The sequence below is a fragment of the Psychrobacillus sp. FSL W7-1493 genome, assembly GCF_038004905.1.
In the GTDB taxonomy this organism is placed as follows: Bacteria; Bacillota; Bacilli; order Bacillales_A; family Planococcaceae; genus Psychrobacillus.
In genome coordinates this window covers 137,986-159,601 of the sequence record NZ_JBBOSB010000001.1, presented here as the reverse complement: position 1 = coordinate 159,601, position 21,616 = coordinate 137,986, and the positions used below count along the sequence as shown (strand labels likewise).

Sequence of the window (21,616 nt, the reverse complement as noted above, 5' to 3'; positions counted from 1 at the left end):
GCACTTGCAAAAGTGCCGCATCTTTTGTTTGGGAATAAATGCTTTTATTCCTTATCTGCCCATTTTAAATCCATGTATCCAACTGGATGTCTTACAATACCTTTAACATTCGATTTCTCCAGTGTTACTTGGTTGTAATAGTGGACTGGAATAACAGGCATTTCTTCCATTAAGAATTTGTCAGCCTCTATTAGCATATCCCAACGTTTTTGCTCATCTGTTTCATTTTTAATATCAGCAATCATTTTATCGAACTCTGGACTAGACCAAGTAGTACGATTCATAGAAGAACCAGTTATAAAGCTTTCTAATGCGTTTACAGGATCAGCATAGTCAAATAAGAAGGAAGAGCGTGATAACATGTATTTGAACTCTTTTTGCTCAGAAGCAAATACGCTAGCCTCTACATTTTGTAGTGCTACTTCTACTCCTAGAACTTCCTTAAATTTACTTTGAAGTGCCTCTGCAATTTTCTTGTGTGTATCACTTGTAGAATAAGTTAACGTTACTTGAGGTAGTTCAGTGTAACCTTCCTCTTTCATGCCTTCTGCTAAAAGTGCTTTTGCTTTTTCCGCATCATGCTGTATTAGCTTTCCTGCAGTCTCTCTAAATTCCTTGCCATCAGGACCTTTAAATCCGTACGGTACAAATCCCTCAGCAGGTTTCTCTCCATTTTTCGTAACGAATTCTACGATTTCTTGTTGGTCAACAGCCATACCAAATGCTTGGCGAATTTTTTTGTTTGTAAATGGTTCCATTGAAACGTTATAGCGGAAGAAATACAGACCTGCTTGGTCTTCGTTTTTTAACTCAGGATCATCTTTTAATTGGTCTGCAAGCTCTGCAGGAACACCAGAAACGTCTAAATCTCCTGTTGAATACATTTGATACTCTGTATTGGAATCATCAATCATTGCCCACTCGACTTTGTCTAACTTAACCGTATCGGCATCCCAATAACTTTCGTTTTTCTCGAAAGTGAAGCTTACATCATGATCCCAGCTAGCCAATTTAAAAGGACCATTCCCAACAAATGATTCTGCTTCTGTAAACCATTCAGGATTTTCTGTAGCTACCTTCTCGTTGACCGGGAAGAAGCTTGGGTTCGTGATAATATTTAAAAATGCTTCAGTTGGAGCAGCAAGTTTAACTTCAAATACTTTCTCACTAACAGCTTTAATCGCTACTGCATCAGCTGCTCCTTCTCCATTGTTATAAGCCTCTGCCCCTTCAATAAAATAGGCCAAGAACGCTGCTGGAGAAGCAGTTTCAGGATTTAACATATGCAACCATCCATAAACAAAATCTCCTGCTACAACAGGGTCTCCATTAGACCATTTTGCATTTTCACGAATCGTAAATGTATACGTTAGCCCATCCTCTGATATATCAATCTTCTCCGCCGTAGCCTCTTCAGCTTGGTGGTCTTTGTTTAATCTTACTAGACCCTCCATAAGGTTGTTTAACGCGCTCCATGATACTGCATCAAACCCTACCGATGGATCAAATGACGTTGGCTCATTGCCATTATTTAGCTTAAGTACTTTTTCTGCCTCTGGAGCAGCTTCCTCTTTACCCTCGTCCGTCTTTGTTGTCGTCGGCTCAGTCTCGGTCGGTGTCTTCCCAGCCTCTTCATTGGCTGTACACGCGCTTAACACAAGAACAAACAAAGCCATAATTAATAATGAAAGCCATTTTTTCATCCTAGTTTCCCCCTCTGTATTGTATATGTGAATGCACTTGCGCGCTCTCATCCCTTTTACTTTTGTAATTGTAAAACCTTTGCTCTGTCATCCTGGAGCCAGCAATCTACCTTATGGGCATCTGATAGCTTACTTGTAAATGGATACACATGATCACATACTTCCATGGCAAACTTGCATCGTGCAGTAAATGGACAGCCAGTAGGAGGCGAGAAAAGGTCAGGTGGTGTTCCATCAATTGGCTGCAACTCCTCATCCATTAAATCCAAACGTGGAACTGAGTTTAGAAGCCCTTGAGTATAAGGATGCTGTGGAGTGTAAAAAATTTCTCTTTTATCCCCTATCTCCACGATTTTACCTGCATACATCACAGCGATGCGATCAGCTATCTTTGCTACTACCCCTAGGTCATGAGTAATTAAAATAATTGAAATATCGGTTTTCCTTTGAATTTCTTCAAAGAGCTCCAATATTTGTGCTTGTATTGTTACGTCTAAGGCAGTGGTAGGTTCATCTGCTATAAGCAGTTCTGGATCGCAGATTAAAGCAATGGCGATTACGATACGCTGTCTCATCCCACCAGAGAATTGGTGAGGATACTGTTTTAATCTTTCCGAAGGATTCGGGATGCCTACCAGGTTTAGCATTTCGATTGCCTTTAGCCTAGCCTCTTGTTTGCCAACCTTCTTATGTGTCCTCAAACCTTCCGTTAACTGCTCCCCTATAGTCAGGGTAGGGTTTAAGGCGGTCATAGGATCTTGAAAAATCATGGATACATCAATACCTTGGATCTTTCTGAGTTCAGATTTACTTAGCTTCGTAAGCTCTTTGTTTTTAAATAAGATACTTCCATTCTTAATCATGCCTGCTGGCTCCGGTATCAACCCCATGATGGCATTGGAGGTCACACTCTTTCCACAGCCAGATTCACCAACGATTGCTAACGTTTCACCTTTATATAAATCAAAGTTGACTCCCCTGACTGCTTCTACCTCTCCCCCATACGTTTTAAATGAAACTTGTAGGTTATTAACCTGTAATATTTTTTCATCAGTTATTTTCTTTTTTGCTTTCTTACCGCTAGGCCTAGCTAAAGAGTCACCCGATTGTAAGGATGCAGCTACTTCATCTACTTTCCCTCGAGCAAGTTCCTTTGCATGATCTAATTGATGTTCATTCATCCATTCTTACCTCCTAAGCTTTGGATCAAGTGCATCCTGTAAGCCATCTCCTAATACATTAAATGCAAACATTGTCACAGAGATAAAGAATGCAGGGAAAAACAACCTCCACCAATGGCCAGATAAAATTACCGGCAAGGCATCATTTGCCATTACACCCCAGCTGGCAGCGGGTGCAGATACTCCTAGTCCTAAAAAACTAAGAAATGCCTCAGCAAATATCGCACTCGGTACAGTAAGAGTCATTTGTACAATAATAGGACCCATCGTATTAGGCAATAAGTTTTTCCGTATGATTCTAGAGCTTTTTGCACCAAAGGATTTGGATGCAGTTACAAATTCATAGTTTTTAATTTGTAATACCTGGCCTCGTACAATCCTAGCCATACCTACCCAGCCAGTTACAGTTAACGCCACTATAATGGTTGTTAGACTTGGACCCATAACAACCATCAATAAAATAACTACCAATAAATGAGGTAGACCATAAAGTACTTCAATAATGCGCATCATGATCGCATCTGCTCTGCCGCCCTTGTAACCGCTAAAGCCTCCATAAATAATTCCAATAAAGAAATCAATTAATGCAGCCATTACCCCTACAAATAACGAAACTCTAGCACCGTACCATGTTCTTGTAAAAACATCTCGACCTGCCTCATCCGTACCGAACCAATGCTCAGCTGATGGACCTTGGTTTTGCATTGGATAATTTACTTCATCCATATCATATGGTGAAAAGATCGGACCAAATATGGCAAACAGGGTGAGAAGAACTAAAAAGAGCAGTCCTCCCATTGCAAGCTTATTTTTCTTTAGCCGTCTCCAAGCATCCTTCCAATAGGACAAAGAAGGTCTCACAACTGATTCGGCTTCTCCCTCTTCTTTTACTTTTGGACGAAACCATTCATCCTTTATTTCTACTGGGGATACAGTCTCTTGTGTTTTAACCATTAAGCATCCCCCTCTTTACGATGTAATTTGATACGTGGATCTAATATGCCGTAGACAATGTCTACTAAGAACAGCATAAATACTAGGAATGCACTATAAAAGACTGTCGTTCCCATGATAACTGGATAATCACGATTATTAATGCTTTCTACAAAGTATTTCCCCATTCCTGGAATGGCAAAAATGCGTTCTATTACGAAGGTACCTGTTAGAATACCTGCAAGCATCGTACCCATAATGGTTACTACTGGCATTAAGGCATTTCTTAAGGCATGACGAAAAACAATTCTAGCTGGAGAAAGTCCTTTAGCTCTTGCCATTTTGATATAATCCTGTGTCAATACTTCTAGCATGCTGGATCTAGTTAAACGAGCGATTATAGCTGTAGGTCCCGTGGCCAATGCTAGAGTTGGAAGAATCATATGCAATGGACTACTCCAAGTGGCTGGCGGTAATAACTCCCACGTTACCGCCACTTGCTGAATCAGTAAAGTGGCTAAAACAAAGTTAGGAACTGATATACCAATTACCGCAAAAGTCATAGCCAAATAATCAATAATACCGTTATGCCGGAGGGCGGCCAATGTACCTAAAAGAACCCCGGACAATAAAGCAACTAAGATAGTTGCCATTCCTAACTCAAAGGAAATTGGAAACCCCCTCGCTAATAGTTCATTGACTGATTCATTTGGCTTTTTAATAGACGGACCAAAATCGAATGTAACAATTGACTTCAAATAGTTTAAATATTGCACGTACATAGGCTGATCAAGCTTATAAAACTTTTCTAAATTTGCTTGAATAGTAGGATTTGAAGTTCTTTCTCCATCAAAAGGTGAACCCGGTATGGTGTGCATTAATGCAAATGTGAGAGTTGCAATGATGAGGATTGTTGCTATCATCATCATAAAACGCTTAATAATATACTTCGTCACGGCAGGCTTCCTCCTAACAGAATTTGGTTTGCATTGCTAGCTCTACCATGACAAGCATCGCACGATACGCTTCAAGAATATCTTTTGCTTCAAATTTTACGATAGTTGTTCCTTCTATTATTTCACAGCCAGGCATAAGTGCTGCCCACTCAGCTTGTCCGTAGTTTGTAAATTCAATTTTTAATATTGGGTGCTCGGGAGGTGTCAGTGGTGGAATATGATTTCTTTTTTTAATAGCCTCTGCTACTTTTTCTTTAAGAAGGGCTTGTGATTTTTGAGGATGTAATGTTTTTACAGCAGACCTAGATATAGACTGCTTTACAGCAGCTGTTACAATGCCAGGTATAAGAGCTTCTGCCTCTCGACAAGCTCCGTCATCTCCAGCAACCATAATGACAGGAACTCCGTAATAGCCAGCCACGTATGCATTAAGTCCAAGCTCGCCTATCTCTACGTCATTGATGTACATATTACGAACTCCAAAAATCATGGAATGGCTCATAACCCCAGGTTGTCCTGCTCTAGAATGATATCCCGCAAATACTGCTCCTATGTAACTTTCGTCTAAAGACTGTACCATCGAATAAGGCTTAAGGTCTCCTGTTATTAAAGAGGCTTCTGGATGTAATTCCTCCACTAAAAGATTATTCATTTTTGAATGGCTGTCATTAACTAGGACCTCGTTAACTCCTGTAGATAGTGCCCCTTCTATAATTGCATTGGCTTCTTGCGTCATGATGCGTCTTGCTCTTTCATAGTTATGCTTGTTCGACTCCACAAATGTGTAATCCGGCAGACCTGTTATGCCTTCCATATCAACCGAAAGAAATAGCTTCAATACATTCTCCCCCAAATTCTAACTCTATTTTTCTATTAGTAAGACCAACTTTATCAAAATTTACGGAAAATTACAATATCTCGTTTTTGCTACATGTTTAGTATATTAAAAAAAAATTAATAAATTCATTTCTTCCTTTACCGAGAAAATAAAAAAGCAAATGCACCTTTTATAAAGGGCATTTGCAATATTCGATAAAGATAGACAAAACTTGGTTAAGTCGACGCTATAGTTCAAAAATTAACGAAATCTAGAGAAAAATCCACGATGGGATCCACCTGAAAACTGATTGTTAACAGGGTAAGCATTTTGTGCTTCAGGTACTACCACTGTTTCATTCGATTCTGTAACGTAATATTGCGGAACATTTACGATATGCTCTCTATTAACATTTACAATTGGTTGAATGACTGGCTGAACTCTTGGTATGAAAGAATCACAAACGCGATATTGCGGTGGGCAAATAATTGGCTCAGCTGCTGGTAGCTGTCTATTGCACCCACATTGTTGGCCCCAACTCATATTCTTCCCGCATGAATGGCACATATGATGATTACTCATATTTTTCACCTCCTCTTGCACTTATAGTAATAAATGCAAGAAATCATAAGAGGAATAGACAAACACCTCAATCACCAAAAAAAAAAGAATAATTTTATGTAAGCCATTATGCAAGATAAAACCAAGACAGACTTGATCCTTATTTAATATTCCTTAGCTATGGGCAGCTTATGAATAGCTTCATTTGATACGGACCATACTTTAAGAGACACTATCGCAAACATAATCGAATCGGCCCCTACAATTCGGTCTGGTCATGCTAGTACTCATTAAAATTATTACCAAATAATGTTTAATATGGATAATATCTGTTTATCAAATTAATACTCATAGATTTTATCGTATAAAATACCTAAAAAAAGCGTTTAAGTTGATTGAAAAACGGTTATTCTGGGCATATGGGTTGATTAAACAACTTTATCTTAGTATAGTAATAGACTTAACTTAGTTGATTTTAAAAGGAGGAAACATGAAGAATATTTCAAAAGTATTTTATATCACGATCGGCCTTATTATTATAGCGGTCGGTTATGGAGCACTAGCTCCGGAAAGTTTTGAGGCGCTTACTACACGAGGTAAGTCGTTTGTTTCAACATCATTTGGTTGGTATTACATGCTACTCATGTCAGTGATGTTGTTAGTTAGTATATTTTTTATCTTCAGTCCGTACGGGAAGATACGATTAGGTAAGGATACTGATCGACCAGATTTCAGTTTAATTTCCTGGTTAGCCATGCTATTCTCAGCAGGAATGGGAATCGGTCTTGTCTTTTATGGTGCCGCTGAACCTCTATCTCACTTCGCAACTAGTCCTGCTACTGAAGAACCTAATACGGATGCTGCATTTAAAGAAGGATTACGACAATCCTTTTTTCATTGGGGATTACACGTTTGGGCAATGTATGGAGTAATTGCTTTAACACTTGCTTACTTCCAGTTCCGTAAAGGGGAACCGGGGTTAATTTCGGCAACACTGAAGCCAATCTTCGGCAAAAAAATGGAAGGTCCTTGGGGTGTCCTTGTCGATGTGCTAGCTGTCTTTGCAACAGCATTTGGAGTTGCTACTTCCCTTGGCTTCGGCGCTGTTCAAATTAACGCAGGTCTTAACTACTTATTCGGTTTTGAAATAGGTATCTTTTCACAATTTATCATTATTTCTGTGGTTACTGTCTTATTTGTGGCCTCTGCATGGTCAGGGTTGAGTAAAGGTATTAAGTATCTTTCAAATCTAAACTTAATACTTGCTCTTGCCCTTTTACTTTTTGTAATTGTTCTAGGACCAACTTTACTCATTCTAAATATGTTCACGGATTCATTTGGTGGTTATTTAGCAAATATTATTCAAATGAGCTTTAGAACGGCTCCATTAAGTTCTACCAATAGAGATTGGTTGGATATGTGGACGATCTTTTACTGGGCTTGGTGGATATCCTGGGCTCCATTTGTGAGCATGTTCATCGCTCGAGTTTCTAAAGGTAGAACCATTCGCGAGTTTATGATTGGAGTATTACTAGTACCTACTCTTTTGGGTGCAATTTGGTTCTCATCTTTCGGAACAACAGCTATTGATATACAAAAAAGAGGCGTGGCAGATTTAGCAAGCCTTTCAACGGAGCTAACTATTTTCGAGATGTTTAATACCATGCCATTCTCTTTTATTATTTCTTTGGTAGCAATTTTGTTAATAGCATCGTTCTTTATTACGTCAGCGGACTCTGCAACATTTGTTCTCGGTATGCAGTCTACTAATGGGTCACTTACCCCACCTAATAGTGTCAAGCTTACGTGGGGAGTAATCCAGTCGACCATTGCGCTTATATTACTATCGGTCAATGGGCTCACTGCTTTACAAAACACTATCATCATTGCAGCTCTACCGTTCTCTTTTATTATGATACTCATGGTCATATCATTATTTAAATCATTAAACGGTGAAACTAAGTTAAAAAAGAAAAGATAAACAAAAATGCCAGGGAAAACCCCTTGGCATTTTTGTTTTAATATTTTTCATTGGGATATTATGAGATAATATACAAAGATCTGGTGAAAGTGTGGTTTCTTTATGATAAGTACAATAGGCAGGACAGTCAACCAAGAGGTCATTATGGATTTTCCTTTAGAATATATACAAACAAACGAACTGGAATGGTATTGGGTGGATATTGGTGAACCGACAAAAGAAGAGGAACAACTTTTAAGCTCCTTCTTTCACTTCCATCCACTTGCTATCGAGGATTGTTTGCAAATGTTGCAACGTCCTAAGTTAGATCACTATGGTGATTATGAATTTTTTGTTTTACATGCCTTTAATGAGAAAGAAATGGAGGCTGAGGAGCTCAACCTTTTTGTCGGAAAGGATTTTGTTGTAAGTTTCCACTTTCCCCCTATGCAAGAGTTACAAGAAGCTAGAGAGAGAATTAGAAGTAACCCTAGAAATTGGGATCGTGGCAACATCCTCATTACGTACAATATCGTGGATAAAGTAGTAGACACCTACTTCCCAATTGTTTACCACATCGAGGATTATTTGAATGAGGTAGACGAAAGGCTATCGATGGACATGGATCATTTGTCTATGGATCAAGTATTTGACCTACGAAGTGACTTATTGCGTTTACGAAGAACTATCATTCCTATGCGAGACTTGCTATACCGAGTGATGTACTCCGAGCGTATTAACTTAAACCAGAGTGAGCGTGCATATTTTGATGACATTTATGATCATCTTCTGAAGTTAACCGAGATGGTAGAAGCTAATCGAGAGTTAACTGCAGATATAAGGGACAGCTATGATTCAATCAATGCTAGCCGAATGAATCGTATTATGATGATACTGACCACGGTTTCTACCGTCTTTATCCCGTTAACGTTTATCGTTGGAGTGTACGGCATGAATTTTATTAATATGCCTGAGTTAGAGTGGAAGTATGGCTACTTTATTGTCGTTGGTTTAATGGTAGTAATTGCTACTGGGATGATTGCTTGGTTCAAGTATAAGGGCTGGTTTAATTTGTTTAGAAGTTAAAATTTACTTAGGGGGATAATATGATTGAGATTAAAGGAACACATAATAATGCATTAGTTTTTACAGATACAATAGAAGAAACTGCAAAATCTCAGGTAGAACAGCTTTGTAGTCTTCCATTTCTTCAGGACACCAAAATTAGAATGATGCCAGATTTACATGCTGGAAAAGGCTGTACGGTAGGCACTACTATGACGATTACTGATAAAGTAGTCCCTAATTTTGTAGGAGTCGATTTAGGATGCGGAATGATTTGTGCAAAGCTAGATACTAGAAAAGAAGATGTGGATTTTGCCAAGCTTGATAAGACAATCAAGAAAAATGTACCAAGCGGAACTCGTATTCGCCAAAAAGAACATCGTAATACAATAGAAATACCTTTCGAAGAAGTAGCTGCTCCTATTAATGAACAGCGCGCAAGGTTAAGCCTAGGTTCACTAGGAGGGGGAAACCACTTTATAGAACTGAATGAAGGGGAAGATGGCAGTATCTATCTAGTCATTCACTCTGGAAGTAGAAACTTAGGAAAACAAATTGCAGAGCATTATCAGCAAGTAGCAGCCGATACTTTAGGTAACAGCGTATCAAGAGATCTTGCATATGTAGAAGGAGACAATATGAAGGATTATTTATATGATCTTTCCATTGCCCAAAAGTACGCCGCATTTAATCGTAAGACAATGGTTGATGTTATTTGTAGAGGAATGAACTGGAGTGTTCAATCAGAGTTTGATACCATTCATAATTATATTGACTTAGATAACATGATTTTACGCAAGGGAGCAATATCGGCTCAAGCTGATGAAATCGTAATTATACCAATGAATATGCGTGATGGCTCACTTATCTGTCGCGGAAAAGGAAATCCTGAATGGAATTATTCTGGCCCTCATGGAGCTGGCCGTTTAATGAGCCGTTCTCAAGCAAGAAAACAAGTAGCGTTAGAGGACTTTCAAGCTTCAATGGAAGGAATTTGGAGTACTTCCGTAGTGTCTGCCACAGTAGATGAATCTCCTTTTGCCTACAAGGCTATGGAGGATATACTTGCTCATATTCATGACACGGTTGATGTATTAGAGGTTATTAAGCCCATCTATAATTATAAAGCACACTAATATAAGAAGGAGGCTCATCATATTTTCTTATGATGAGCCTCCTTCTTATATCTCCATTTAAATCAGGACTGATTAGCTGTCCAGTAATAAAATAAAGCTGTAAAAGTTAGTTTTTCTACATATGATAGGCCTTCTGCAAATGAAACGTGAACATTCATCCCTTGCAGCTCAAAGGCCGGGTGTGTAGCATACGGAAACATACCAAAGCGATAGGTTGCTAATCTTTTACCGTTCAAATCATTTACGTCTATATCACCGTATACACTCTTTGCTTCCATCTGATGTGTTTTTTCCCGATTTGGGTCAAATACTAGTGCTCTATTTTTTACTGAAAAAACTGGAAGTACTACAGTTGAAAGGTGTACCTGCTTATGATCAAACACTTGTATCTCCATAAATTTAAATTTGTTTGCAATAGTAAACTTGCTAACCACTTGACCATCCATTGTTATAACATCATAAGTTACTGGAAATATCATTCCTTTTCGAATAAGTGGAAATGCATTTAGCCTTCTTATGACCGGCTGTTCCACTGTAGGACTGATGCTATAAAGCCTTTCACCAGTGGGGGATACTAAAAAGCTCCTCGGAATAATCGAGACATCACTTTGGAAATTTAACTCCTTTAATGTAAATTCAGATGGAGTTTGTTCTGTAACTGTGCTCTGCTCCACTGGTAGCTTGTTCGCTGCTTGTTGGAACAAGAAAGTCAAACTAAAGAAAATGAGAAGCGTCCATCCTACAGATATATGTAATTCCCAATCCGTTAATAAAGTGTCCCTAAAGCCCAAAATTGCTGCTATGTAAACTATTAAAACAGTAATAGAGGCTATTTTAGCATATTTGGCTGTCCGTTCATAAATATGTTTCATCTACATCCCCCCTACCCCTTTTACGAAAACCTTCAGGAAATAGTTTCATAAAAAAATCCCTCCTAAAAGATTTCTCTTTTGGAGGGTCTTCTTTTAATGCTCTAATGCTCGCTTAAACAGTTTTCGTAAAAATTGCCACAAAATATAGAGGCCAAACGCTAGAAATAATACCACTAAAATGGTCTCTACTGCGTGTGGTAGATTAAATGGGTTTAAGAAGATTTGAAGCGTAACTAGCAAATAGATGAGTCCGGCGATTCCAGCAATAACTACAATACCCATTATTGCAATCTGCATATAACTAAGTTGCTTCATTTGATGACGGTGTATAAATAATTCTAAAATGATGACCAAAAGGATAACCATAATTGTAATTGTCATCTCATGGAGATAGATAGAATTTATTAAATAGATGCCAAGAAATAAAATCATTAAGTACTTATAATTCTCATCTATTAGCTTTAACATACAGTCACCTCGGTTTTTAATATTTCATCGCTAGACGTTGTTTACGGTGGGCCCTTCTTGCTGGTCCAGTTTCATACAGACGTTTTTCATCCTCATTTTCTGGATGAATACCCGGGACTGGAACTGGTTTCCCCTCTTCATCTACTGCAACCATTGTCAGGAATGATTCGGTTGTAAGTTTTTCTTCTCCTGTCAGTAGATTCATGGAAGTTACGCGAACGTATACCTCCATTGAACTGCGTCCCGTTGAGGATACAATTGCATCTAATTCAATTACATCTCCAACTTTTGCTGAAGATAAAAAGTCTACGGAATCAATAGAAGCGGTCACGACAGCTCCTTTTGCATGTTTCATCGCAGTGATGGCTGCGATTTCATCTATAAACGCTAAAACCTTGCCACCAAATATAGTTTCATGATGATTAGTATCTGGAGGTAAGATTAAATGGGTTTGAATTGTTCTTGATTGACTCATTGGATTAGTATTCACGAAAATCTCTCCTTGATGTTTAACTTCGATGTATAGATCTTTCTTATATTCTTACTTACTTAGTATAGCATTCCTTCTTTAATTTGAGTTGGAAGAAGATGCGAAACTTGTCGCTGCAATAGATGAAATCATCATAGCCTGCTGAGCCTGCAAAAGTAATTCAAGGGAGGTAGTCATTGATATTGCGGTAGTTTCACGTATGTCCCTAGAAGGATTCAAAGTCAGTCCAAGAGCAATAGGTAGTGCTGATTCCTTGTACCAGGTAAAAAGCTTCATATTAGTCAATGCTCTGTATGTCTCTACTATATCCATTAGCTGATTCTCGTTTAATTTAAGAGCAGCCATAAAACCAATAAGTGGATATTGCGAAATAGAGAATTTTATCTTCACACTTTTAAAACCATCCCTAATAACCACTACCCTTGGTACTGTTTCCTTATCATACCCTGGATTTGTATAAGTAAGCACTTGAGATAACCACTGGAGCTCATTTCCTGCATAAAATTTATGATTCTTTAACTCCTCATAGTATTTATTCATGGTCGCTGCCCTCGTTGTAATATCCCCTTCCAGCTTACCTAAAAAGATGGCAAATGGATAATCATCACTATTAGTTAAGAAACGATGATGGACCTTCATCGCTGACATAAGCTCCATAGCTCTACTGATTTCAAAATCCCACTTATCTGATTCATCCGACATCATTAGAGCAGCAACGTATGTGTAATCATTCATCTTAAACGATTTTTTCTTCAATTCCTCTACCTTCAGTAACAACTGATCGATTGCTTCTTCCGGTTCTTGGCCACTTACATCCAAAACGGAAGTAAATAATGGCTGTAGGTGGGAACGCAAGGGAGAGAACACACTTACTCTGTTCTTCAGAATCTCTTTTATCTTGTTAAAGCGAACTGAATCCACATCTTTTTCTAGGGACGTATAATAGCCAGCAAGGGACAGTGTTACTCTTTTATCTACTGACCATCCTAAAATCTCTTTGAGCTTATTATAATTATGCTCTACTTTTTGTATTTTCATCATTTTACCCACTCCTTTACTTTTTTACTGCTTAAAACCCATGAAAGTTTCACTAATTTGTTATACTAATACCACAAAGAAAAGTAGGTGTTAAATGATGCGTATAAATAAATTTTTAAGCGAGGCTGGCATAGTATCTAGACGTGGTGCAGACAAATGGATAGCAGAGGGCAAGGTTACCATTAATGGGGCAGTTGCTGAACTAGGAAGTAAAGTAGAGACTGGCGATGATGTACGTGTAGATGGAAAGCCGGTAACTGTGGAGCAGCCTTTAGTATACCTTGCTTTAAATAAGCCAGTAGGTATAACTAGCACAACAGAGCGTAATATTAAAGGAAATATCGTGGACTTTGTTAATCACCCACTCCGCATCTTCCATATTGGTCGCTTAGACAAAGATTCTGATGGCTTAATATTACTAACAAACGATGGGGATATTGTGAATGAAATTCTTCGGGCAGAAAACAAGCATGAAAAAGAATATATTGTAACTGTCAATGAGAAAATAACAGACACTTTTATTGAAAAAATGTCGTCTGGAGTTAACATTCTTGATACAACTACTTTACCATGTAAAGTAAAAAAAATAGGACCAAAAACATTTAATATTATTTTAACTCAAGGCTTAAATCGCCAAATACGTAGGATGTGTTCTGCCTTAGGATTTACAGTTAAGAGATTACAACGAGTTCGTATTATGAACATTTCCATTGATGGTCTTGCTATTGGTGAATGGCGCGATTTAACTGAGCAAGAAAGAAAAGAACTATTTATGGAATTAGATTATCATCCTAAACGATAATAAAAGAAGCAGTCCCCATTTTAAATGCGGACTGCTTCTTTTATTATCTAGTTTCCAGCCACACGTTTCTCTAATGGTTGGAATAATTTCTTTTTATCTACATCTGGTCGAAGGGATTCTAGCTGTTCTAAAGCAATCTTAGCACCATAGTCCATTCCTTGACATCCACCTAACAGAACAAGATCGCCTTCAGACACCTCACTCAAGCCAAAGCTAATGGCCTCTGGTAGTTCTTCATATAAATGAACCGTAATGCCTGCTTCGTCCATTACTTCTTTAAATACTTGTAACTCTTGTTCAGACACAACATCTTTCTTAGTAACGTGGGATTTACTAATGGTAGCAGTGATCTCATGAATACCTAATCTTGGTGCCCATTTAGCGATAGCTTCTGCATTTTCTCTATTGACGGTTACCCCTCTATCTCCACGAATTGCATATACAAGGGACAAGCGGTTAAAATCCATTTTTTCTAAAGTTCCAAGTGTGATATCTATGTTCCCACTATTTGCAAAGTGGTCATCTATAATTTTAAAATCTTCCTCAAAAATGATTTCAAAACGTCTTTCTACCCCTACAAATTCGGAGAGGCTTTTTTGGATGGTCTCCACTGGAACACCACATAACAAGCCGGCTACAATACTAACCATGGAATTGTAAACGGAGTGGTAACCCGGTGTAGAAAGCTCAATTGAAAATTGTTGCTTGGGTATGATCATATCATTTGTAACTAAATCACGTTGAATAACTAGATTGAATTTTGCTCTTCCTGTTGATAAATCCAATTCTTCACATATTACATCTGCCGATTGGTCTTCTACACCAATAGTAATAACTGTAGCCTTTGTTTTGTTAATTAGAGAGGCAGAATAAGCATCATCTAAATTCAGAATCGCTACCTTGTCTGCTCCAGCGTCTCGTATAAGACTAGATTTATGTTCAAAATATTTTTCAAAGGATGAATGTAAGTCGATATGTTCTCGACTTATATTGTTTAACGTCACAATGTCAAAATCGACACAGCCTACACGTTTTAACTCTAAAGCAGAGGATGAAACCTCCATAGTAGCGTGAGTCACGCCTTCATCGACCATCTTAGCGTAAAATCGCTGTAGATCCAGCGATTCTGGTGTTGTCAGTTCAGAAGGCTCTGCATAATCACCAATTTTAACTACGACAGTTCCCATTAGACCTGTTTTAAGACCATGATTCTCTAAAATTGCATTAGTCATAAAGGAGGTTGATGTCTTTCCATTAGTTGCCGTAATACCTATCGTTTTAAGCTTATGGGTTGGATGATCATAGTAAGCAGCAGCAAGTGCAGCTAGAGCTTTACGTGCATCCCCAACTTTATATTGTGGAACCTCTAAAGCATCTATAAACTCCTCTACCACAAGTGCTACAGCACCATTTTCCACTGCTTGTCCAGCAAACTTATGTCCGTCCGCTTTAAAGCCTTTTATACAAACAAATACTTGGCCCTTCTCCACCTTCTGTGAATTATAAGCAAGTCCTGTAATATTCATATTTTTAGCATTTTTGACGTCAATTATAGATAGTTGATTCATCAAATTTGTTAGTTCCATCAAAACAGCCACCTTTATATGTAAAATCTTCTCAGTTAAGTTTACATCAATTCAAATAAGAAGGAAACTAAAAGGAAATACAAAAACTATTTCCTTAATAGTCCTTCAATTGAGTCTATTCCATCATTTCTCTTGTTAAAAAGTCAGGCCGTTCCTGGAAAGAATGGCGACATAAAATATATGCTTTTCGTGAGAAGAAAGTAATCAATTTTTCACTTACAACGAGACATCTTTCGTCTAGGCATCTCGCCCTTAATCTGTCTACCTTCGCCTCAAATGAAAAAACGTGATATCCTAACGATTTCACGTTTCTCATTATTTGAGGCTAGTTGCGTTATTCCGCCTCGTTATAGTGTTCCATGCAAAAAGCAAGAACTACAGACTCTTCATTTTCTTCTAATCCGTAGTCTAATACTTTTCCATTACTGCGATCAAGAATGTGATATTGAACAATTTTTGACCCCGTATCTAAAACAGCTAAAATAACTCTTAAATCTAAAGAGCTTGCCTCTTCAAATAACTCGTCATCCTCTGGAACTTCAAAGCCTAATAAAAATTCATATCGATCCCCAGCAATTATTCCTGTTGGGTCCTTTATCTTTTCAACCTCATAAGATGTTATATTCACAAAGTCCACCTCCGTCTATAGTTTATCATTTTTACAGAGCTTTTTCTTATTTTGTTCGCTATAATAGAGAGATTATAAAAAGAAGGAGAGAGTCTCTCATGCTTAACCCTGAAAAAATAATATATATACTTGTACCTATTTTTCTTCTCGTATTAGTATTCGGTGAAGGTCTAAATAATATCGTATATTCTATCCTATCTTTCCTCTTAGGCTTGTCGATGCTTTACCTTGCTTATTCCCTTTTACGTAAACAACGCGAGGAGCGAAAGCAACGCAAATAATATTTAAAGGCAGTACATTTGCTCCAACACTTTCATCATAGCAAAAGCACCCTTGGACTTATTAGAGCAGATAGCTAATTTAAGTTGTTGAGCAGGATAGTACGCCGAGTGAAAGCTAACTCCAGGGTCATATCCCATTACGTGGTACTTGCTAATATTGTTCCCGTCTTTCTTTATCCATACCCCATATCCATAGTAATCATCATCCTGTTCTTTTACGTATGGTTGGAGTAAGGCTGCCGTTGTTTGCTCTTCTAATAGTTTATTGTCTAGGAGGGCATCCCAAAAATGAAGCATATCCTGAGCCGTTGTAAAAGCTCCTCCATCCGACCCGCCTAGGACGGGTAGAGAATAAATATTAGTTTTCCATGATCCATCCTCATAGTCTATATAACCTATTGCCGTATTATTTGGTAAGGCATCCATCGGAAAATACCCTGAGTCCTTCATTCCCGCTTTCTCAAAAATATTTTTTTCTACATATCGTTGAAACGAAAGCCCTGTAGTTTCTTCTACGATTAAACCAAGTAAGATATAACCTGCGTTGTTGTAATGAAATTGTTCTCCTGGCGTAAATCTCATCTTACCATTCTGAAATAATGGTAAGAAGTCCTCTAACTTACGCATATGGTACATCGGCTTTTCAATCCAAAGCTCTTCAAAGTCATCCATCACTTCTTCATCAAAATAGTCTGGGACTCCAGAAGTATGTGTCAGTAAGTGATGAATAGTTATTGAATTATCAAAGTGAGGAAGAGTGATGGACGTACAATCCTTTAATTTTTGGTCATAAGCTAATTTCCCTGCCTCTACTAACTGGCTAATGGCAACCGCAGTAAAAATTTTGCACCCAGATGCAATACCAAACCTGGTATCTATTGTGTTAAGTAGCAAATCGGAGCGGTTAGCATACCCAAAACTAGTCTCTACTAGCGAGGAATCCTTACTTTTCAATAGAATACTTCCTGAAAACTGCGATTCTTTTTGAGTCACTTCTATTTGTTGCTTGTTCATCTCTCCCATAATATTTCCCCCTGAAGATTATTTCTATTTTCTAAAAATCTTTACTACCTCGTTCACGATTAATGGTAGTAAGCTAAGCCCAATAACAATTAACCAGTCTTCTAGCTGTAGCGACTGTACACTAAACACATCTGCAATAGGTCCAATTGAAACAATGAGCACCTGTAAGACAACACCTAACAAAATAGAATATATTAATAACTTGTTTTTAAACAACCCCGCTTTAAACACTGACTGGTTCATAGATCGGAAATTTAAGGAATGAACTAGCTGAGAAAAGCTTAAAGTGATAAAGGCCATCGTCTGAGCATGTGTCAGTACTTCTTCGGACACATTATTCGTAACTCCCTCTAGCCCAATTAAAAATGCCACTAAAGTTGCAATACCTATTAATAGACCGTTTAGCAATAAGAAAGGAATCATTCCATGAAATAATTGTTCCTTTTTAGGTCTGGGTTTTTCCTTCATCACTCCCGGTTCCTCAGGATCCATCCCAAGAGCCAGAGCTGGGAAAGTATCCGTCACCAGGTTAATCCATAAAATATGAATAGAACGTAAAGGAGTGGGCCATCCAGCAATAATCGCAAAAAACAATGCAATGATTTCCCCAAGATTACAAGACAAAAGGAAGATAATAGATTTTTTAATATTTTTATAAATATTTCTACCTTCTTCAACCGCTTTTACGATGGAAGAAAAATTATCATCTGTAAGTACCATGTCTGAGGCACCTTTTGCTACATCCGTTCCGGTTATACCCATAGCAACTCCTATATCTGCCTCTTTTAAGGATGGTGCATCGTTCACTCCATCTCCTGTCATCGAAACCGTATTACCAGCAGCCTTCATTGCTTGGACAATTTTCACCTTGTGCTCTGGAGAAACACGAGCAAATACATTGATGTTTTGGCATGTCTTAACCAATTGTTCTTGGTCTAAGGAGTCTATTTCAACGCCCTCCATGACCTCCGCATCAGAAGAAGCAATTCCAAGATCCTTAGCAATAGCAAATGCAGTGTCCTTGTGATCTCCCGTAATCATTACCGTACGAATACCTGCACTCTTACATAGTGCAATAGAGTCTTTAACTTCTAATCTAGGAGGGTCAATCATCCCAACGAATCCAACGAAAATAAGGTCATTTTCAGCCTGCTCCAGCACTATCTCCGCATCCACCTTATATGCCGCAGCTAACACTCGCAGTGCCTCGCTAGACATCGAGTGAGATGCATTTAAAATGATTACTTTATCCTCTTCAGTTAATGGTTTAACTTCTCCATTACTCCAAATTCTATTACAACGACCAAGTAATCGATCTATTGCCCCTTTGGTCATATAGTAATAGCCGTCTTCAGACTCGTGGATCGTCGTCATTAACTTTCGTTCCGAGTCAAATGGAATCTCTGCGACTCTCTTTAGCTCAGCTTCGAGGACATTTTTGTCTATCCCATGGCTCGCTCCTGCAGCGATTAACGCAATTTCAGTTGGATCACCTGTTTCAGCACCTTTCGTATAAGTAGCATCATTACACAAAACAAAAATTCTCATTAAACGTTCATGCCCAGTACTAGCCTTTTTTAGATTAGCAATTTCCTGGTTCTCTCCATTTAAGAAAAACTTTGTTACGGTCATTTTGTTTTGCGTAAGCGTGCCCGTCTTATCAGAACAGATTACATTTACGGATCCTAAAGCCTCAACCGCTGGGAGCTTACGAATGATTACATGTTGTTTAATCATTCTTTGTACACCAATTGCCAACACAATAGAGACTATAGCCGGCATACCTTCAGGAATAGCAGCAACTGCAAGACTGATCGCAATCATGAACATTTCTAGTAAATCTCTTCCTTGAATCATTCCGATTAAGAAAATCAGCAAGGATATCCCCATTGCTGCAAAACCTAAATACTTACCAACTTGAGCTAGGCTTTTTTGTAATGGAGTTTGCTCATCCCCCGTATGTAGCATGCCTGCTATTTTACCAATTTGGGTGTTCATACCTGTTCCTACTGCTACGCCTGTTCCTCTACCGGCTGTAACTAGGGTGGACATGAATAACATATTTTTTTGATCGCCTAAAGGAATTGTCTTTTCCTCTGTATTAAGCTTTACATGTGCATCCTTTTCAACGGGAACAGATTCTCCAGTTAAAGCTGCTTCCTCTACTTTAAGATTGGCGGATTCAATTAACCTAATATCACATGGTATATACGATCCCGCGCCTACCACAATAATGTCACCCGTTACTACTTCAATCGAATCTATCTCTTTAGATTGACCATCCCTTTTGACTACAGCCTTTGGAGTGGACATATTTTTTAGTGCTTCTAATGCTTCCTCTGCTTTTGACTCTTGAATGACACCTACAACTGCATTGATAATAACTACTATCCCAATAATAATTGCGTCTGCCACTTCTCCTACAAAAGCTGAAACTGCGGCAGCAACAATAAGTACATAAATAAGAACATTATTAATTTGGGCAAAAATTCTTTCTAGCCATGACTTCTTTTTAGCAGCTGCTAAACGGTTCGGACCATTTTTCTCTAATCTCTGTCGTGCTTCATCTGTGGTTAGACCAGCTTGTACATTAACTTGAAGCTCTGTTGCTATATCTTCCGTCTTTTTTTTATACCACATGAGTTTTCGTACCTCCTTTTTATGTATATATCTTTCCCCTAGAAAAAACTATAATGTAAATAATTTTAAATATCAGTCGTACTTTAGGGTCTAAAAAAGCGACATTCTAAAAAAAGGCGACTGTAACACTAGAAGTGTTAGCTAGCCGCTCTCATCCTCTGATAACTCGCCTTTTTCATTAATTGCAACTCTTTTACCATTCGTAAAATGAATGTCTATTGGAGAGGTAACACTCATCTTTCTAGAGAAATACCATCTGCGTTGTGGAGGGACGAGTAATATAAATGTATCTTTTCTACCTATAAAGTTTAGCTCCTCAGGCTCGATCCGAACATGACCCGACACAGCAATACCTAGATTTTGAAGCTGTTCTCCTACCTGTTTTACAAAAGGAGTTGTTATACTTACCTCACTTATGTTCAGTAAGGATTCAATACTGAAGTCACTCCATTTATCTACATGTCTTCTAGCTATAAATTCGATTACATTACCAGCCGGGTCCTCAAAATAGAATGCGTCTGCGTCAAACCGACTATAGTATATATCGTCTAACCCATCCTCTCTATTTAGCACAACTCTTTCCTTTGCCCAAAGTTTAGCAAGTGTGTATTGATTGCCTGGAATATTAATCGCAAAGTGATACAACGAAGCATGTTCTGATTCTTGAAAAATAAGAGTAGACTCGCCAATTTCTACTTGAAAGTAATGGTCATCTGCTGCTGTAACATTGAGCTCTAGCACATTCCCATAAAATCCTCGCAGCTCCTGCAACTTATTTGTATACATAGTTACTGTTTTAAACATACTCGCACCCCTTTTTATTTAACATCAATTACTTCAAATCGTTCACAGACTAACAATAAATCTTCTTCAAACTTCAACCCAACTTTGTCTAATTCATTTGTGAAAAAATTTATGTGGGTTTTTTTCCAGTAATTATAACTTCTGTCTCCTTCACCCTCTGCATGCGCAAATTCTTCAGAAATTCTATTCATCGGTTTAATGGTGACATCCTTTGTTTTTATAATACAAACTGGTTCATCCTTGGTATTTAAGATAATATTATACTCACCAACCTGTGGAAGTGGCTCATTTTCTTTTTCATATAGAATATGAGCGGAACAAGTAGCAGTTTTTATTCTGTTTACAACTAGTTGTGCCAAAGTGTCCGCATCTTCTCCAAATTGCCAAGCGGAGACCTTGGGCTCATACTCTTTGTCTTTCCAAAAACTGTTCCAGTATTCTCTAGCAGCTACATTCATATGGATTACCTCTTTTATTTAATATTTCGTTAATTTTAGTATAGAGAAGGATTTTTCAAAATACTATTGATATTTTCACTATTTCTTTCAAGGTTACCAGAACTAACTAGAAGTAATGGAGGATTTATAAGATATTAGTGTATACAGTAAGACAAGAAGAACAAACATACAGGGATGCAATCGTTAATAAAGCGATCAGGACATCCTACATAAG

The 21,616-nt window shown here is 38.1% G+C and carries 20 protein-coding genes; 4 read left to right on the top strand and 16 right to left on the bottom strand.

The features are described from left to right. Positions 1-44: 44 nt before the first annotated feature. The 6 genes from MKX96_RS00775 to MKX96_RS00750 form a co-directional block, all read right to left on the bottom strand. Complete coding sequence (locus MKX96_RS00775; protein WP_340881335.1) at positions 45-1,703, bottom strand: peptide ABC transporter substrate-binding protein; 1,659 nt, start codon at positions 1,701-1,703, stop codon at positions 45-47. 56 nt (positions 1,704-1,759) lie between these two features. After that, entirely contained in the window at positions 1,760-2,884 is a 1,125-nt protein-coding gene (locus MKX96_RS00770; protein ID WP_340881333.1) for an ABC transporter ATP-binding protein, read from the bottom strand. Between the two features lie 6 nt (positions 2,885-2,890). Then, positions 2,891-3,838: an ABC transporter permease gene (locus MKX96_RS00765; RefSeq protein ID WP_169359408.1), complete on the bottom strand. Its 948-nt coding sequence runs from the start codon at positions 3,836-3,838 to the stop codon at positions 2,891-2,893. Continuing rightward, entirely contained in the window at positions 3,838-4,773 is a 936-nt protein-coding gene (locus tag MKX96_RS00760; RefSeq protein ID WP_340881330.1) for an ABC transporter permease, read from the bottom strand. The genes MKX96_RS00765 and MKX96_RS00760 overlap by 1 nt, the downstream gene beginning before the upstream one ends. Before the next feature lie 13 nt (positions 4,774-4,786). Continuing rightward, a complete protein-coding gene (locus MKX96_RS00755; RefSeq protein ID WP_169359410.1) occupies positions 4,787-5,611 on the bottom strand; it encodes a M55 family metallopeptidase in 825 nt (274 codons plus the stop codon). Positions 5,612-5,851: 240 nt separating this feature from the next. Next, on the bottom strand, positions 5,852-6,172 hold the full coding sequence (locus MKX96_RS00750; RefSeq protein WP_169359337.1) for a hypothetical protein: 321 nt from the start codon (positions 6,170-6,172) through the stop codon (positions 5,852-5,854). A 469-nt stretch (positions 6,173-6,641) separates the two neighbouring features. Between MKX96_RS00750 and MKX96_RS00745 the strand changes: the two genes are divergently transcribed. The 3 genes from MKX96_RS00745 (at position 6,642) to MKX96_RS00735 (ending at position 10,312) form a co-directional block, all read left to right on the top strand. Beyond that, a complete protein-coding gene (locus tag MKX96_RS00745; RefSeq protein ID WP_169359411.1) occupies positions 6,642-8,132 on the top strand; it encodes a glycine betaine uptake BCCT transporter in 1,491 nt (496 codons plus the stop codon). A 102-nt stretch (positions 8,133-8,234) separates the two neighbouring features. Beyond that, positions 8,235-9,197 (top strand): magnesium/cobalt transporter CorA, encoded by a 963-nt coding sequence (corA, locus tag MKX96_RS00740; RefSeq protein WP_169359412.1) that lies wholly within the window; start codon positions 8,235-8,237, stop codon positions 9,195-9,197. Positions 9,198-9,217: 20 nt separating this feature from the next. After that, positions 9,218-10,312 (top strand): RtcB family protein, encoded by a 1,095-nt coding sequence (locus tag MKX96_RS00735; protein ID WP_169359413.1) that lies wholly within the window; start codon positions 9,218-9,220, stop codon positions 10,310-10,312. A 62-nt stretch (positions 10,313-10,374) separates the two neighbouring features. On the opposite strand, the gene MKX96_RS00730 is transcribed toward MKX96_RS00735, so the two are convergent. From MKX96_RS00730 to MKX96_RS00715, 4 genes are all read right to left on the bottom strand, one after another. Further along, on the bottom strand, positions 10,375-11,184 hold the full coding sequence (locus MKX96_RS00730; protein WP_169359414.1) for a hypothetical protein: 810 nt from the start codon (positions 11,182-11,184) through the stop codon (positions 10,375-10,377). A 93-nt stretch (positions 11,185-11,277) separates the two neighbouring features. Next, complete coding sequence (locus MKX96_RS00725) at positions 11,278-11,652, bottom strand: hypothetical protein (RefSeq protein ID WP_169359415.1); 375 nt, start codon at positions 11,650-11,652, stop codon at positions 11,278-11,280. Between the two features lie 16 nt (positions 11,653-11,668). Further along, the gene (locus MKX96_RS00720; RefSeq protein ID WP_169359432.1) at positions 11,669-12,127 is read right to left on the bottom strand and encodes an acyl-CoA thioesterase; all 459 of its coding nucleotides are present in this window, start codon (positions 12,125-12,127) and stop codon (positions 11,669-11,671) included. Between the two features lie 93 nt (positions 12,128-12,220). After that, a complete protein-coding gene (locus tag MKX96_RS00715) occupies positions 12,221-13,183 on the bottom strand; it encodes a DUF4003 family protein (RefSeq protein WP_169359416.1) in 963 nt (320 codons plus the stop codon). A 94-nt stretch (positions 13,184-13,277) separates the two neighbouring features. Between MKX96_RS00715 and rluF the strand changes: the two genes are divergently transcribed. Then, complete coding sequence (gene rluF / locus MKX96_RS00710) at positions 13,278-13,982, top strand: 23S rRNA pseudouridine(2604) synthase RluF (RefSeq protein WP_169359433.1); 705 nt, start codon at positions 13,278-13,280, stop codon at positions 13,980-13,982. Positions 13,983-14,029: 47 nt separating this feature from the next. Here rluF and MKX96_RS00705 read toward each other — a convergent pair whose 3' ends face one another. The 6 genes from MKX96_RS00705 to MKX96_RS00680 form a co-directional block, all read right to left on the bottom strand. Then, entirely contained in the window at positions 14,030-15,568 is a 1,539-nt protein-coding gene (locus MKX96_RS00705; protein ID WP_240949693.1) for a Mur ligase family protein, read from the bottom strand. 334 nt (positions 15,569-15,902) lie between these two features. After that, entirely contained in the window at positions 15,903-16,196 is a 294-nt protein-coding gene (locus tag MKX96_RS00700) for a DUF6509 family protein (protein WP_169359418.1), read from the bottom strand. A 284-nt stretch (positions 16,197-16,480) separates the two neighbouring features. Continuing rightward, on the bottom strand, positions 16,481-17,500 hold the full coding sequence (locus MKX96_RS00695) for a serine hydrolase domain-containing protein (RefSeq protein ID WP_340881323.1): 1,020 nt from the start codon (positions 17,498-17,500) through the stop codon (positions 16,481-16,483). 24 nt (positions 17,501-17,524) lie between these two features. Then, a complete protein-coding gene (locus tag MKX96_RS00690) occupies positions 17,525-20,140 on the bottom strand; it encodes a calcium-translocating P-type ATPase, PMCA-type (protein WP_340881322.1) in 2,616 nt (871 codons plus the stop codon). A 141-nt stretch (positions 20,141-20,281) separates the two neighbouring features. After that, positions 20,282-20,944, bottom strand: a complete 663-nt coding sequence (locus MKX96_RS00685; RefSeq protein WP_340881320.1) for a glyoxalase — start codon at positions 20,942-20,944, stop codon at positions 20,282-20,284. A gap of 14 nt (positions 20,945-20,958) precedes the next feature. Further along, entirely contained in the window at positions 20,959-21,402 is a 444-nt protein-coding gene (locus tag MKX96_RS00680) for an ASCH domain-containing protein (protein ID WP_169359421.1), read from the bottom strand. Positions 21,403-21,616 lie beyond the last annotated feature (214 nt).